Here is a 14146-nt window from a genome sequence, read left to right as displayed (position 1 = left end):
TATTAGGCAATGATACAGTATGAATTCAGAAGCGCCAAATCTTGAAAACATCTTTGCCCGTCTTGCGCTCGGGCTCGACCGGAGCTCTTCGGTGTCCGTGTCGGTTCAACTGCGTGGCGCGCTGGAATATGGAATTGCCTCGGGCGACATCCCCCCGGGCACACAGCTGCCTTCGGTGCGGCGTCTTGCGCAACACCTTGGTTTGTCCCCGGTCACGGTCAGCAATGTCTACGCCGTATTGCAAGAGGCAGGGCACGTGATGGGGCGTGTCGGCAACGGAACCTTCGTCGTCGATGGCGGCGTGTCGCAGCATCAGGCGCAGGCGCTGCGCAAGATCGAACGGAGGATCGGAGAGTTGGTGCGTCTCGGTCAGGAGGCCGGACTGTCACGGGCAGAGCTGGCTTACCGCCTTTCCACTGCGCCCGAACGACCGGGGCAAGTGCGTGTCCTCATGCTGGGCACCTTCCATGACGCCACCGAAGCGTACGCCGGTGACATCCGTCCCTACCTGCGTCCCGGAGACGAAATCCTGGCTCGCACCACCGAACAGCTTGCACGTGACCGACCCGAAGGCATAAGCCTGATCGTCGCGCCGCGCACATTGAGTGTCGAGGCGCAGAGCTATTTCCCGGGTCTGCCCATCATCGGGATCACGCTTATCCCAAATGAGCCGACGCGGGTCGCGCTAGCTGCGATCTCGCCGCAGGCGCAGGTTGCCGTGGTGTCGTATTTCCCCGAGTTCCTTCCGGTGATGCGGGCCGGAATTCTGCGGTTCGCCCCGCATATCACCCGCGTCACCTCTGCAGTTTACGACGATGATGACCTGTCTACCGTCGTGGATCGTACCGACGTCCTGATCCATTCTACGGGCGCCGAGGATCTGCGCAAGGACCTGCGTCCGGACCAGATCGCAATCGAATACCGGCATACGCCGGACAGTCACGCCATAGAAACAGACCTGCTGCCGGCGATCGACGCCTGTCGCGGGCGTTTATCAGACCGAGAGGAAGCATCGCCTTGAGAATTTCCGAAAGTAACTGGTTCGAGGTCGAAAAGTATCTCGAAACCGATGATCGCTGCATCCTGCCTCTGGGCTCGACCGAACAGCATGCCTATCTCTCATTGTCTGTCGATTCGATCTTGTCGGAAACCGTCGCCGCCGATGCAGCTGAACCCTTGGGCGTACCTGTCTTTCCAGCAGTGGCATACGGTCTCACGCCATACTTCATGGCTTTTCCGGGCAGCGTGTCCCTCAAACTTGCGACCTATGCGGCCCTTGTTCGGGATATCCTCGACAGCCTTTATGCGACAGGCTTCAGGCGCATTCTCATCGTCAACGGTCATGGCGGTAACAGCCCAGTGCAGCCGGTCACCATGGAATGGATGGAAGCACATGATGGCGCGCGCTGCCGTTTCCATGATTGGTGGCGTGCCCCCGAAACCTGGGCTTGCGTGCAAGAGATCGACCCGGTCGCAAGCCATGCCTCGTGGATGGAAAACTTTCCGTGGACTCGCTTGCCGGGGCGCGAATTACCGAAAGACCGCAAGCCGTTCGTGCCTTTCGACAAGCTGCGCGACAGGAATGCAGCAGCCGTGCGCGAATTGATCGGGGATGGTAATTACGGCGGTCACTATCAGAAGCCCGACGCGGATACCGACCGGCTCTGGTCCGTCGCAGTCGCCGAAACGCGCGCACAGCTGGAAGGGGACTGGTCATGACCGAGAAGCCGATCCTGATCTGGGGCGCCGGTGCCATCGGAGGCATCCTTGGCGCCTACCTCGCTCGCGCTGGCCATGCCGTGCACATGGTGGATATCGTCGAGGACCACGTCCGAGCCATGCGCGAAACAGGTCTTGCTATCGAAGGTCCTGTCGAAGCTTTTACCCAAGTGCTTCCGGCCAGCACACCTTCCGAGCTGAAGGGCCAGTTCGACTGCATCGTATTAGCTGTCAAGGCGCACCACACCGACGGTGCGCTCGACATGCTGGCACCACACCTTGCACCCGATGGCTTTGTATTGTCGGCCCAGAACGGATTGAACGAAATCGCGATCGCCGAGCGTATCGGGATCAAAAACACCGTCGGCTGCTTCGTGAATTACGGTGCCGACTGGCTGGAGCCGGGCCGTATTCTCTACGGCAACCGCGCTGCCGTTGCGGTGGGCGAACTCGACGGACAGATCACCGAACGCGCCCGATCCTGTCATGCGCTGTTGCAAATCGTCGAGCCAGACGCCGTGCTGACCGACAATATATGGGGATACCTTTGGGGCAAGCTGGGCTACGGTGCCCTGCTTTTCGCAACGGCCCTTACACCGCTTTCCATGTCAGATGCGATGGCTCGCCCGGACGACAGGCCCGTATATCAGGCCCTCGGGCAGGAGGTGATGCGCCTTGCTGCCGCGCAGAACATCAAGCCGCTGGGGTTCAACGGGTTCGATCCGGAGGCCTTCCGCACGGCTGATCCCGCTGGCATGAAGGCCTCGCTTGATGCGATGGTCGAACATAACCGTCACACCGCCAAGACCCATTCGGGGATTTGGCGTGATCTTGCCGTACGCAAACGGCGCACTGAAGTGGACGCGCAAGTTGGGCTGTTGGTTGACCTTGGCCGCAAGCATGGCATCGCGACACCTACGCTGGCCCGCATGGTAGAATTGATTCACGACATCGAGGAAGGACGCCGCGGGCAGTCGCCCGATCTCGTCAACCTGATGGTGCCGCTTTGCATCTGAACCTTGAAGACCGGGTTTTCGCCGTCACCGGTGCGGCGCAAGGTATCGGCGCAGCAATCGTTGCCTCACTTGCAAAGGTGGGCGCAACCGTCGCCGCCATCGATATTGATGCCGCAGGTCTGGACCGGATCGCCGATCCCGCCACGACCCATTCCGCCGATCTTGGCAGCCGCGACGGCGCGCGTGCCGTGATGGCCGAAATCGAGACCCGGCATGGACGCATCGACGGGCTTGTCACGGCTGCCGGCGGGGTGCGCGGGCAGACCGGTCGCCCGATCGAGGAGATCAGCGAGAACGATTGGAACGCGATTTTCGCCGCCAATGTTGATGCGGCAATGTGGTGCGCGCAGGCGGTGGCACCGGGCATGAAGGCGCGCGGCAGTGGTCGGATCATCACCATATCATCAGGCGCGGGGCTGCGGCCGACCCTGACCGGCATCCAAGCCTATGCGTCGGCCAAGCACGCTCTGGTCGGTCTGACCCGCCAGCTTGCGCTGGAACTAGGCCCGCATGGGGTCACGGTCAATTCCGTCGCACCCGGCTTCGTGTTGTCAAACCCCTCGACCGAACGCCAATGGGAGGCGTTCGGCGCGGATCGGCAAGAGCAGATCATTCAGGGCATCCATATGCGCCGGCTGGGCCGTGCGGATGATATCGCGGACGCAGTGACCTTCCTTGCCTCTGACCGAGCAGGCTGGATCACCGGACAGATCCTCTCGGTCGACGGAGGGCACACATGAGCGAGCCGCATGAATGGGACGAAGCCACCTGGCGCAATCTGGTCGGACAGGTGCGTGCCGGACAAAACCTCAAGCCTGCGGCATGGCCGGACGGTGCGCGCTGCGCTGTGGCGCTTTCCTTTGACAGCGATCACGAAACGAACGAACTGCGCGATGGCGGACTGTCGCCCGCGCGCCTGTCATGGGGTGAATACGGTGCGCGTCGCGGCATTCCCCGCATCCGTGCCGCCCTCGACCGGCATGACTACAAGGCGAGCTTTTTCGTCCCCGCCGTGTCCGCCTTGTTGCATTCGGATGAGCAGCGCGAACTGGTGCAGGAGGGTCACGAGGTTGGCCTGCATGGATGGATACATGAGGTCAACTCGCGCCTCGACGGCCCCGTTGAGCGAGACCTGATGTTCCGCGCCGCCGACACGCTGGAGGAGGTTACAGGCGTCCGGCCAGTGGGGATGCGCACGCCGTCCTGGGACTACAGCCCAAACACACTTGCCATCGCGCAGGAACTGGGGCTGATCTACGACAGCTCGCTTTTCGCGGACGATGACCCCTACGAGATCGTGGCCGAGGGTGAACCGACCGGTATAGTCGAACTGCCCGTTGAATGGATCCGCGACGACGCGGTCTATTTCATGATGAACCGCTTTGGGGCCCAACGCCCCTATACGTCGCCCGAGGCCGTGCTCGACATTTTTATCCGCGAATTCGAGGGCGCCCACGCCGATGGAGGTCTGTTCCTACTGACGATGCATCCGCATGTCATTGGCTACCGCAGCCGCATGTTCATTCTTGAAACGCTTCTCGAGCGCATCGCCACCAAAGGTGACTGTTGGGTCGCCACACATGCCGACATAGCCCGCTATTGCGCGCGAACGGCAGGACTGAAAGGAAAGATATGACTTATGCCCTTGCCGTGCACGGCGGCGCCGGAACGATTCTGAAATCGAATCTCACGCCGGAACTCGAAGTCGCCTACCATGCAGGTCTTGCCCGTGCGCTGGAGGCCGGAGAGGCGGTTCTGAAAAACGGAGGTGATGCGCTCGATGCGGTGACTGCGGCGGTCTGTGCGCTCGAGGACGAGCCGTTGTTCAATGCGGGTCGTGGCGCTGTCTTCACCTCGGACGGCAAGCAGGAGATGGACTCTGCCGTGATGGATGGTGCCAGCCGTCGCGCGGGGGCCGTAGCAGGGCTTTTCGGGCCACGAAATCCCATCCTTGCCGCGCGAGCCATCATGGAGCGAACCGATCACGTCATGCTGATCGGCGAGAACGCCTTGCGGATCGCGCGCGACGCCGGCCTGACGTTCGAGGATGAAGCCTACTTTTTCACGCAAGCCCGCTGGGATGCATTGCAGAACACGCTGGACATGCGCGCCAAGGGAGAAGAGGACGACGATCCTGCACGCCGTCATGGCACCGTCGGTGCGGTCGCCTGCGATGCGAACGGGCATGTCGCGGCTGCCACGTCGACCGGTGGTATGACCGCAAAGGCGCCCGGACGCGTCGGTGACACCCCCGTGATAGGAGCCGGCACATTTGCTGATGATGCAACCTGTGCGGTTTCGGGCACCGGGCACGGCGAGATTTTCACACGCTGGACGGCAGCCGCCGAGATTGGGGCAAGAATGCGTCATCTGGGCGAGCCAGTGACAACGGCGGCAGAACACGTCGTCATGCATGATCTGGCACCAAACGACGGGTCAGGCGGTGTCATAGCCATCGACGCACAGGGCCGGATCGGGATGCCGTTCAACTGCGAGGGCATGTATCGTGGAATGGTCGGTCACGACACGCCCCTCAGCACTTTCATTTATCGCTGAGACGTCTGATCTCTCAATCTGCCTGGACCCTGTGGACCACGACTGGTTTGTCCACAAGGCTCAGGCAGATCGGGGTCGGTATTTACCTCCGTGCAGGCTTTGTGCCTTCGTCATGCGACCCGTCCGGATAGGCAATCGTCACGGTCAGCCGTTGTTCGTGGATTTTTAATATTTCAGATCGCGCTGGCTTTGTTGCACAAAGACCGTGGGGGATTCATCTCGTGAATCTAGCGTGATAGCGGAAGCGCATGAGCAAACCCACTCGCCCGAGCTACAAGACTACGAACTGGCCCGCATATAACGACGCGCTCCAGCGCCAGGGGTCGTTGACGATTTGGTTCGATCCTGAGATGTGCTGGGACGCTGCGCCCACCGGCAAGCGCGGGCGACAACCGACCGATAGCAGTGCCGCTGTTCAGACATGCCTGACGATGAAAGTGCTCTTTTGGGATGGCGCTCAGGCAGACGACGGGCTTCGTCGAAAGCTTGCTGAGTCTGGTCGGGCTGGACTGGATGGTGCCGGATTTCAGCACTCTGTCGCGCCGCAAGAAAACCCTCGCTATGAACACTCCTTATCGTGTGCCGCAGGGCGCGTTGCACCTGTTGGTCGACAGCACCGGCATCAAGGTCGAGTGTAAAGGTGAAGGTGAGTGGCATGCGCGCAAGCATTGCAGGCCCAAGAGGCGCGTCTGGCGCAAAATTCACCTTGGGGTCGACGAACAAACGCTGGAGATCCGAGCGGTCGAGACCACCGGGAACCACATTGGCGATGCACCGGTGCTGCCCGACCTTCGGGCCCAGTTCCCGTCCAACGAGGAGATCGGCAGTATGACCGCCGGCGGTGCCTACGACACGCGCAATCGCCACAATGCTATTGCAGATCGATGTGCCCAAGCCATCATCCCACCCCGCAGAAATGCTAAACCATGGAAACCGACCACGGCGGGCGCCATCGCGCGTAATGAGACCCTGCGGGCATCAAAATACCTGGGTCGCGCGATCTGGCGAAACTGGAGCGGATACCACCGCCAAAGTCGCTTCGAGACAAAGATGCACTGCATGAAACGACTTCGGCAACGCCTCATGGCGCGGGACTTCGACCGACAAGTCGCCGAGGTCCAAGTCCGCCTTGCCATCATGAACGGCTATACCGCGCTCGGCATACCCGTCACGAAAACCGCGGGATAAATGTGTCCGAGGAAAGGGGAAGTCCGTTCAGCGACGGATTTGCGCAACAAAACCCCTAAAAACTAAACACGCTCCGGCATAGGGCGACCGCATCCAAGAGTACAGGATCGGACGGCGCTATGCGTTCGATGGCTGCGATGGTGCGCGCAGCTTCATCGGTCAACGCATCAAGATCGGCGCCTTCCAGCGTTCCCGCAAGTGATAGTGCGATCAGCAGGTGGACTTGGTCGGTCACTGCGGCATTTGCGGGGTCAGCGGCACGTAGCCGCGCCTGTTCCAGTATGATATCCGCCGTCAGCTCGGTCTGGGCAAGTGGGTTCGATGACAGTGCGGAAAGTCGCGAACCCAGTTCCAGCTGTTCAAGCTTTACGACAATCGCTGTCGATACGATTAGTGCTATTATCCACGCGATCTGACCGCGCGCCGCGTGCAAGCCGCTATGTTTCATCATGCTGATAGCCTTCCATGACAGGTAAATCGAATGCAGGATCCGGCTGCCAGAATGCGGCGCGAATGATCAGGCCTAGCGACATCATGTTGTTGGCGCTCCAGAATGTGTTCACAATCATCGCGCCCAAAGTGTAGCCGGCCACGCCAGCAGCAAACGTGCCCCAGCCATAGACAAGCGCGACAAGGTTGAAGACAAAAAGCACGACCTGCCAGCGCACGAGCTTGACATACCGGCCCGCTGCGCGGTCTTTTGGCGTGACTGTAAAGCCGATTTTCTGTCCGCGCACCACCGACCATAGCGCCTTCAGCGTCAGCGGAAACATCGCAAGGTACCAGCGTCGGCCTTTCATCACTGGAGTGCCCCAGAGACCGATCATCTGCGCCAGTTCGTTCAAAAGCAGGAAGGGGATGATGTGAAGAAAGAAATCGAGCGAATAGGTCGCCACCGGCGCGACGCCGGAGAACAGGAAGATGATCGGCGCAATCAGAAAGACGACGTTCCACAAAGGCGATAGATAAGAATAGAACGTCATTGCATACATCAACTTTTGCGGGACGGTCAGTCCGCGCCGCCAAAGGGGGTTATCGTTACGGAGTATATCCAGAGTGCCGCCAGCATATTTGAATCGCTGGATGGTCCAGCTCAGCAAGTCGTTGGGCGATAACATACGCGAGACGACCTTGGGGTGCATGACCGATTTCCAACCGCGGTCGCGATCGCTGTGCAGTGCGATCGAAGTATAGATATCCTCGGAGACGTGCAGTTTGAACGGCGTGAATTCAGTTTCTCGCGCTTGGCTGATCCGCGCGGCTGCCTGGACGATTTTCGATAGATGTGTTTCACCAGTAACCGCTTGCGCCATCCGTTCCGCCTGATCGGCGCTGCTGGCCACCTCGGCGGTCCAGGACCGGATCGCGGCTTCCATGATCGCCTCGCGCCGGTGGATGGAACCTGCACCACAACAGAATGACGCATTGGCCCAGTTTCGCCGGTGCTGGACAAAGTCATAAAATAGCTGCGGGTCATTGCCGAACGGATCCTCGCCGATGCGGATCGGACCGACAAGCCCCTCGATCCGGCACCCAAGCCAGCCGCCAAAACGGCCCATACGCCGCTGCAGGACGGCGGGCAGCGGTCTGCCGGGTGGCACATCCCAGAACCATTGCGGTGTCTGGACCCATGCGACTTTTGAGTCGCAGAAATAGCCCAGAGTTTCGGTCAGAAAATTTGCGAACGGGCGAGTATCGGCATCAAATATAACCACGAAGTCCCCGATCGTATGGTCCATCGCATTGCGCAGATTACCTGCCTTATAACCGATATTGTCAGGGCGGGTGATGTAATTGGCGTTTTCAGCCGCAGCGACTGCTGCCATTTCGGGGCAGCGCCCATCGTCCAGTACGTGCACCCGTAGGTCGATTGGATGCGGATAGGTCATCATTTGCGCATCACGGACGCCAAGCCGGACAAGCTCCGGATCCTCTCTGTAGGTGGCGAAGAACACATCGACAATCAGCGGTCGGTCCTGTGGCGGTTTGTCGTCCACCGTATCAGACACCGTAACAGGCAAGCCCGCCGACTTAGGAGACTGTGGCGACCACAGGTTGATTGTAAACAAGATCAAGCCGACGAATGCCGCCGTTTCCGCGATTACCAAGGGTAGTGACAGCCATGCCGCATCCCAGTTGATAGACATGCTCCAACGCCACCATAGATACCAGATTCCGAAAACAAGGCTTGATGTGGCGAGAAACTGCCAGATGAAGATGTGCAACGCACCATGGTTCGCATGTTGCCAAGGTTCTTGTCGTTCAAAGCGTGTAACCATGGGTGATGGCGTTTGTGACGGCAAAATTCCGGCTTTCCAGATCATTGGATCAGGTGATGTATTTCACCATGCTGAGGATGTATTTGTCATTGGCAGTGCTCAGGATGATCTCGTCCATCGCGAGAACCATGATCGAAAGACCACGGCCGCTTTCTTCCAATCCGGCGACATCGTCGATATCGAAAGACGCACCGCGACTGCGGGCGCGATTCAGCGCATCCTCGGGCACAACGGGTTTGGTATCGACGACGTCGACGACAAAGCGTCCCTCGTCTACTTTTGCCTTTACAATGATCTGGCCCGTGTCACGTCCGTTGATGCTGCCGTGTTTGATCGCGTTCGTCACCGCCTCAACCAGAGCGAGCTCTACAGCAGCAGCGCCCTCAGCATCCAGAAACTGCGTTGCAAGGTTCTTTACCGGCACCGCCACCGACTGAACCTCTCGCAGATCACGTTCAAGCGTCCAAGATGCCTGTGAAGGACTCGGGTCCATACGCTATCCTTTCAACTCTGTTACGGCGTCGTTGATCGAAGTATATAGCGGGAAAACCTTATCCATTCGTGTGAGTTTCAACAGTTGCAGCACTGGGCCATTTGCCCCCGACACAGCCAGTGTTCCGAGGCCGCGCATCTTCTTGATCCCGCCGATCAGCGCACCAAGGGCAGAGCTATCCATGAAAGCAACCTGCTGCAGGTCAAGCACGATCTGTTCATTGCCGGTTTCGATCCGCCCCACCAGAAGATCGCGCAAATCTGGCGCGTTGCTGGCCTCTAACCGCTGTTCCGTAATCTCAAGGACGAGAATCGAATCGTCCTTTCTTTCAGAATATTGCAACATCGGTTATATCCTTTCCGCGATCACAAGGCTGACGTCGTCCGACGGAATCCCTGTTTCATTCCAAGAAACCACTGCCTCTTTAACAATATCAACTAAGTCGTCGGTGCTGCACGCTTCATTATCGCGCAATAGCTGGATCAGCCGGTCTTCCGAATATATTTCCCCATTAGCGTTGAAATTTTCATAGATGCCATCGGAAAACACAAGCAATCTGTCGCCGTGGTCAAAAGTAAATTCGATCATTTCATATTCAGCATCGTCGATCACTCCGATCGGCAAACCGGCCTTGCCGATGCAGAACACGGACCCATCCTTTCGCATCAGCACCGGATACGGATGGCCCGCCTGAACCAAGCGTGCGACATGGGTGCTTGCATCAAATTCTACCATAAGCGCAGTGAAATAAGTCAGATCCGGGCTCCAATGGGTGTTGAGCGTCTGGACCGCCTTCGCGAGGTCGATCCCTGGCTTGATACTGCGCAAGGCGCGTCTTGCGCTGACATGCGCCGCCATGGAAACAAGCCCAGCCGCAGCCCCGTGACCCGCAACGTCGATCTGGAAAAGACCGACGCGGGTATCGGAAAGGCTGGTGTAATCGTAGGTATCACCGGCCACGACATGCGATGGCTGAAACAGGGTCGAAAACTTGATATGCCCGATATCTTCAGGGCGAGGCAGTAAAGACAGCTGCACCTTTGCAGCCGCATCGACCTCGTTTTTCAAAGTCGCATGCGCTTCAACGATCTGCTCGTTCAGGGTCAGACGTTCTACGGTCAGTCTCTCGCGTCGACGGGCGGAAATCAGCAAAGCGCGCAATGCGTCAATGACAGAATTGAGATCGCGCAGTAAAAGCCGTCGTCTGGTAATCGGCTCAAGCCGTCCTGTGGCAATGTCGTTGATCTTGCGTTGCACATAAAGCAAGGGCCTCACGATATGCTGCGTCACCAGATAAATGGACAGCACGAACATCAGCGCGGCAAAGGCTGTCCACGACAGCAAACTACTTAAATGCGCCCGCGCGGTCTCACTTTCGGAGATCAGATGCGCTTGCGACAACTCGAACAGTCTCGCCGTGGTCCGCTTGATCCGACCATCGGCCTCATCCAGCGCCTGGGCCCAGTCAAGCCGCGCCGAAGCCACGTTTGTGTCTTGTGCAACTGCATCTGCATAAGCCGCAAGCGCTGGAAGATAGTTGGCATTAAGGTGATCGAAGAGATCGCTGGCAACCACAGGAGCGTCATTTCTGTATGCGCTTACAACGTCGGCAAAAAACTGATTGATGGCGTCCATGCGACCAACGCTGCTCTGTATCTTCCGGTCAGAAGGCACGTTTGTGGCCTGCTCGGCGGGAATGATCAGAACAAGGTCGTTATTCAGCGTATTGTTGACCGAGAAAATATAGGTCCGGATCGCTTGTAAAGCGGCAATCGTCGTGTCGGGGATTCCGATTTCTTGCAAGATTTTCTGGCGGACCAAAAGTGTCTCGCGTTGCAAATCGGCGAAAACTTTATCCTGAAGGAATACTGCGGCGGCGACGTCACCCGGATCACCCGCGCCCAAAATGCCCGTTAGCTTTGCAACTTCGTCAGACAATCGGGCGGTCTGTTCTTCCAGCGGTCCAGACAACGGCTGCAGGACCGCATTTTCCGACATTATGATTGTTTCCGCCGCGCGCTTCAGGAAACCGACGGCGGCTGACATGTCTTCCAGTAGGTCGGCCTCTTCCACACCTTGGATTGTCAGCAACGCAACAGCGGCGCGGCCTTCGGATATCGCCAACACTGCCTCAAAGACATCGTTGCGCGCCTGATCTACGACAATCTGATCGCTGGTGTCGTAATAATGGCGATAAGAACTTTGCACTTGCGGCACAAGCAAAGCAATCAACGCCATCCCGAATGTCGAAAAAAGGATTGCGAGGGTATTGCCGATATTCATGACGAGACCTTAAGAGCTGGCATCATCATACTGTGCTAACGTTATGGCTCTACTGTAGCGGCCCAGTGTCCAAAATAAGACAATTTTGATTACTACCTGTCCAAAAAGATACAATCACCTGCCGTGTGTCAGAAACAGGCAAGTTCAGCCGGTCGATCGCAAATGCTTGATCAGCTTATGCGAGGTACGTTCAGCAAATTCCACCAGTTCCGCCTGATCACCGAGTGTGAAATCTGTACGCGGAGACGTGTCAAACAGGCAAAAGGCACCAAGCCGGATATCGTTTACATAGATCAGCGGGGCCCCAGCGTAGAACCTAATCCACGGTTCCCCCGCAGTTAGCGGATTGTTACGAAAACGATCATCCGTGGTCGCATCAAGGACGATGAAAACATCATCGTTTAAAATTGTGTAATTACAGAACGCGACATCTCGGGGTGTGCTGTCGATATCAATGCCCGCACGCCCTTTGAGGATTTGCAAACCCTCTGTCAGCAGGGTGACGCACGCAAACTTCGTGCCGAAACTCGACCGGGCCTCTTCGCAGATCAAGTCAAGCTCTGGTGTCTTTACAGAATCTGCAAAACCGGAAGTTTGCAAAAGCCGCAGGCGTCTCGCCTCTTCAGGACCGACTGGATAAAGCGGCGTCTCCGTCATTATGGGCCTTATCTTTCCACACAATTGCAGAGGTGAATATAACAACCAAAACAAGGAGTATCGTTTTAAGCGCGATTGTCAACAAATGGACCTTGCGGGGTGTTTTTTTCACCGCCCAATGCCATGCTACAGCGCGGACGCTGGCGTTCTACCTGTCAACAAGCATAGCGTCAGTGATCGGCGCAGTTCCGACCGCGGTGGTCTCTCATACGGATGATATCCCCGTTCACCGATGCGTCAACCTTGGCAATATACTCGACGCACCTTTCGAAGGCGCTTGGGCTCCGGCCATTTCCACTTTTGACCTCGACTGGATTGCAGGCGCCGGTTTCGACACAATCCGCCTGCCTGTGCGTTTCGGGTCTCATTGGAACGGGACGATCTGGCCCGGATTTCTGGCGCGAGTCGAACAGGTGATCAATCGGACACATGAGCACAACCTGTCGGTTATCCTCGACCTGCATCATTTTGACCAGTTGATGATTGACCCCAACACCTGCGAACCGGTATTTCTCGCGATTTGGACCGAACTGGCGCAACGATTTGCAGGTCACGATGACAGGCTGATTTTCGAGCTGTTGAACGAGCCGCGCAAGCACATGACAACGCAGCGCGCCGTCGAACTTTATCAAAAGTGCTGCCAATCATCCGCGAAGCCAACCCCGACAGGTGGATCATCCTTGGGGCGGTAATATGAACAACCGCGATGAGATGCTCAATCTGCCGAATTTTGGTCCGCGGATTGCGCTGACATTCCACTATTTTGATCCCTTCTCCTTCACGCATCAGCAATCGACGTGGTCATCGCGCAGTTGCTCGGCATGCGTTTTTTGCATTTGAGCAAGAGCGGCTTGCCCCTGCGCAATCTTCGCGTTTTCCGCAACCGTGCTGTCAACGAAGTCCTTGACGCGCGCGCTGTGCGCCGCATCACGTTCGTCCGCCTCGATCTGCTTTGCCTGCTGGGCCGTCTTGTCGCGACGCTTTCCCATATTGGCCGGTTGACGCTGTGTCTTCGCTATAGAGCTCTGCAAATCTTCAACCTCGCCGACAAGCCTTTGCAACTCTGCCTGCCTTGCCGATATTTCTTGCGGCAAGTCTTGATGCAATTGTTTGACCGACCGGTTAAGCGTATCAGCATAATCAGCGCCCTTGTCGATCCGGTTCCATTTTTTGTGCCCCCGTTCAATATCGGGACAATAGGTCTGCATCACTTCGGCCGTGATATCCTGCAGCTCTGCCACCACCGCGTAGGTCGCGACCTTCGAGACCGGTTGCGCATGTCATGCCGGCGTTGCCCGCAAGCACGCGGCAATGACTTGGCGAGGATGCGGACTGATGCAGCGCGTGGGTTGCTTTTGGCGTCAGCGGAAAGAGGTGCAAGGATTTCATGTTTCATCCCGATTGAATCACTGAACCTTGCGAAAGTACAAAACCCTTATTTGCGATATTTTGGTCTTCTACTTTTCTTATGAGGCGTGCTTCTCCAATAACCTGCTAGACATAACACCGGCCAAGGGCCTGCTTTTATGTCTCTCTGGTGAAGGGAGATGCTGCGCTCCCCCTTTCAAAACCCCCAAACTGAAGGGGCAAAGGCCCCTCTCAACACCCCCTGTCAAATCTGGTCGCAAGCAAGGCCTGCTCCTGGATTTTCCAGCCAACGGTACGTTGGATCCGCCGCCTTCGGCCATTCTTTTTTGGCTTTCTTTTGGGAGTCTTGTGCAAAGCATGCATCCGCTCGAGGTACTGGCCAATCCGCCGTTTCCATTTTGTACCGTGATCTTCCCAGCACCAGACCCTTGCATTTGCCATCTGCAAAACGAATGATTCACGCTACGGCTTATTGGTCAATCCTGACAGAAACACTCTTGAACTTGCCCTCAGAGCCCTTGAAGCAATTTCGACTATATAACTTAGGAATAGGACCCCATCGATGGGGTCCTATTCCTAAGTTATAT

The 14146-nt window shown here is 57.4% G+C and carries 14 protein-coding genes and 1 pseudogene; 8 read left to right on the top strand and 7 right to left on the bottom strand.

Going from position 1 to position 14146, the window contains the following annotated elements:
* Positions 1-19: 19 nt before the first annotated feature.
* The 7 genes and pseudogenes from R6T97_RS07135 to R6T97_RS07105 all read left to right on the top strand — a co-directional run bounded on the left by R6T97_RS07135 (position 20) and on the right by R6T97_RS07105 (position 6479).
* Positions 20-1021 carry a GntR family transcriptional regulator gene (locus R6T97_RS07135; protein WP_410348603.1) on the top strand — a complete coding sequence of 334 codons (1002 nt, stop codon included), beginning with the start codon at positions 20-22 and terminating at the stop codon, positions 1019-1021.
* Positions 1018-1719, top strand: coding sequence for a creatininase family protein (locus R6T97_RS07130; protein ID WP_410348602.1), 702 nt, complete (start codon positions 1018-1020; stop codon positions 1717-1719). The genes R6T97_RS07135 and R6T97_RS07130 overlap by 4 nt, the downstream gene beginning before the upstream one ends.
* Positions 1716-2735 carry a ketopantoate reductase family protein gene (locus tag R6T97_RS07125; protein ID WP_410348601.1) on the top strand — a complete coding sequence of 340 codons (1020 nt, stop codon included), beginning with the start codon at positions 1716-1718 and terminating at the stop codon, positions 2733-2735. Before R6T97_RS07130 ends, R6T97_RS07125 begins: the two co-directional genes overlap by 4 nt.
* The gene (locus R6T97_RS07120; RefSeq protein ID WP_410348600.1) at positions 2726-3475 is read left to right on the top strand and encodes an SDR family NAD(P)-dependent oxidoreductase; all 750 of its coding nucleotides are present in this window, start codon (positions 2726-2728) and stop codon (positions 3473-3475) included. Before R6T97_RS07125 ends, R6T97_RS07120 begins: the two co-directional genes overlap by 10 nt.
* Positions 3472-4371, top strand: a complete 900-nt coding sequence (locus tag R6T97_RS07115) for a polysaccharide deacetylase family protein (RefSeq protein WP_410348599.1) — start codon at positions 3472-3474, stop codon at positions 4369-4371. The genes R6T97_RS07120 and R6T97_RS07115 overlap by 4 nt, the downstream gene beginning before the upstream one ends.
* Complete coding sequence (locus tag R6T97_RS07110; RefSeq protein WP_410348598.1) at positions 4368-5291, top strand: isoaspartyl peptidase/L-asparaginase family protein; 924 nt, start codon at positions 4368-4370, stop codon at positions 5289-5291. Before R6T97_RS07115 ends, R6T97_RS07110 begins: the two co-directional genes overlap by 4 nt.
* A 248-nt stretch (positions 5292-5539) precedes the next feature.
* Positions 5540-6479: pseudogene (locus R6T97_RS07105) on the top strand (IS5 family transposase).
* 55 nt (positions 6480-6534) lie between these two features.
* On the opposite strand, the gene R6T97_RS07100 reads toward R6T97_RS07105, so the two are convergent.
* The 6 genes from R6T97_RS07100 to R6T97_RS07075 form a co-directional block, all read right to left on the bottom strand.
* Positions 6535-6930 carry a hypothetical protein gene (locus tag R6T97_RS07100; RefSeq protein ID WP_410348597.1) on the bottom strand — a complete coding sequence of 132 codons (396 nt, stop codon included), beginning with the start codon at positions 6928-6930 and terminating at the stop codon, positions 6535-6537.
* Positions 6917-8626, bottom strand: a complete 1710-nt coding sequence (locus tag R6T97_RS07095) for a glycosyltransferase (protein ID WP_410348596.1) — start codon at positions 8624-8626, stop codon at positions 6917-6919. Before R6T97_RS07095 ends, R6T97_RS07100 begins: the two co-directional genes overlap by 14 nt.
* 181 nt (positions 8627-8807) lie before the next feature.
* Entirely contained in the window at positions 8808-9251 is a 444-nt protein-coding gene (locus R6T97_RS07090; RefSeq protein ID WP_410348595.1) for an ATP-binding protein, read from the bottom strand.
* Positions 9252-9254: 3 nt separating this feature from the next.
* Positions 9255-9596 (bottom strand): STAS domain-containing protein, encoded by a 342-nt coding sequence (locus R6T97_RS07085; RefSeq protein ID WP_410348594.1) that lies wholly within the window; start codon positions 9594-9596, stop codon positions 9255-9257.
* A gap of 3 nt (positions 9597-9599) precedes the next feature.
* On the bottom strand, positions 9600-11534 hold the full coding sequence (locus tag R6T97_RS07080; protein WP_410348593.1) for a PP2C family protein-serine/threonine phosphatase: 1935 nt from the start codon (positions 11532-11534) through the stop codon (positions 9600-9602).
* Between the two features lie 144 nt (positions 11535-11678).
* Complete coding sequence (locus R6T97_RS07075; protein WP_410348592.1) at positions 11679-12191, bottom strand: GAF domain-containing protein; 513 nt, start codon at positions 12189-12191, stop codon at positions 11679-11681.
* 173 nt (positions 12192-12364) lie between these two features.
* Here R6T97_RS07075 and R6T97_RS07070 point away from each other — a divergent pair, with 173 nt between their 5' ends.
* Entirely contained in the window at positions 12365-12883 is a 519-nt protein-coding gene (locus R6T97_RS07070) for a glycoside hydrolase family 5 protein (RefSeq protein WP_410348591.1), read from the top strand.
* 93 nt (positions 12884-12976) lie between these two features.
* Here R6T97_RS07070 and R6T97_RS07065 read toward each other — a convergent pair whose 3' ends face one another.
* Positions 12977-13435 carry a hypothetical protein gene (locus R6T97_RS07065; RefSeq protein WP_410348590.1) on the bottom strand — a complete coding sequence of 153 codons (459 nt, stop codon included), beginning with the start codon at positions 13433-13435 and terminating at the stop codon, positions 12977-12979.
* Positions 13436-14146 lie beyond the last annotated feature (711 nt).

Origin of the sequence: Yoonia sp., from assembly GCF_046498525.1 — a bacterium.
Classification (GTDB): Bacteria; Pseudomonadota; Alphaproteobacteria; order Rhodobacterales; family Rhodobacteraceae; genus Yoonia.
Note: the sequence above shows the minus strand (reverse complement) of the source record. Positions and strands in the feature narration are given on the sequence as shown.

What these genes read in the sequence shown, in the direction of transcription:
- R6T97_RS07085 (WP_410348594.1), bottom strand. Translation starts at nt 9,596, where the DNA reads ATGTTGCAATATTCTGAAAGAAAGGACGATTCGATTCTCGTCCTTGAG.
- R6T97_RS07135 (WP_410348603.1), top strand. Translation starts at nt 20, where the DNA reads ATGAATTCAGAAGCGCCAAATCTTGAAAACATCTTTGCCCGTCTTGCG.
- R6T97_RS07100 (WP_410348597.1), bottom strand. Translation starts at nt 6,930, where the DNA reads ATGATGAAACATAGCGGCTTGCACGCGGCGCGCGGTCAGATCGCGTGG.
- R6T97_RS07075 (WP_410348592.1), bottom strand. Translation starts at nt 12,191, where the DNA reads ATGACGGAGACGCCGCTTTATCCAGTCGGTCCTGAAGAGGCGAGACGC.
- R6T97_RS07090 (WP_410348595.1), bottom strand. Translation starts at nt 9,251, where the DNA reads ATGGACCCGAGTCCTTCACAGGCATCTTGGACGCTTGAACGTGATCTG.
- R6T97_RS07125 (WP_410348601.1), top strand. Translation starts at nt 1,716, where the DNA reads ATGACCGAGAAGCCGATCCTGATCTGGGGCGCCGGTGCCATCGGAGGC.
- R6T97_RS07115 (WP_410348599.1), top strand. Translation starts at nt 3,472, where the DNA reads ATGAGCGAGCCGCATGAATGGGACGAAGCCACCTGGCGCAATCTGGTC.
- R6T97_RS07080 (WP_410348593.1), bottom strand. Translation starts at nt 11,534, where the DNA reads ATGAATATCGGCAATACCCTCGCAATCCTTTTTTCGACATTCGGGATG.
- R6T97_RS07110 (WP_410348598.1), top strand. Translation starts at nt 4,368, where the DNA reads ATGACTTATGCCCTTGCCGTGCACGGCGGCGCCGGAACGATTCTGAAA.
- R6T97_RS07095 (WP_410348596.1), bottom strand. Translation starts at nt 8,626, where the DNA reads ATGTCTATCAACTGGGATGCGGCATGGCTGTCACTACCCTTGGTAATC.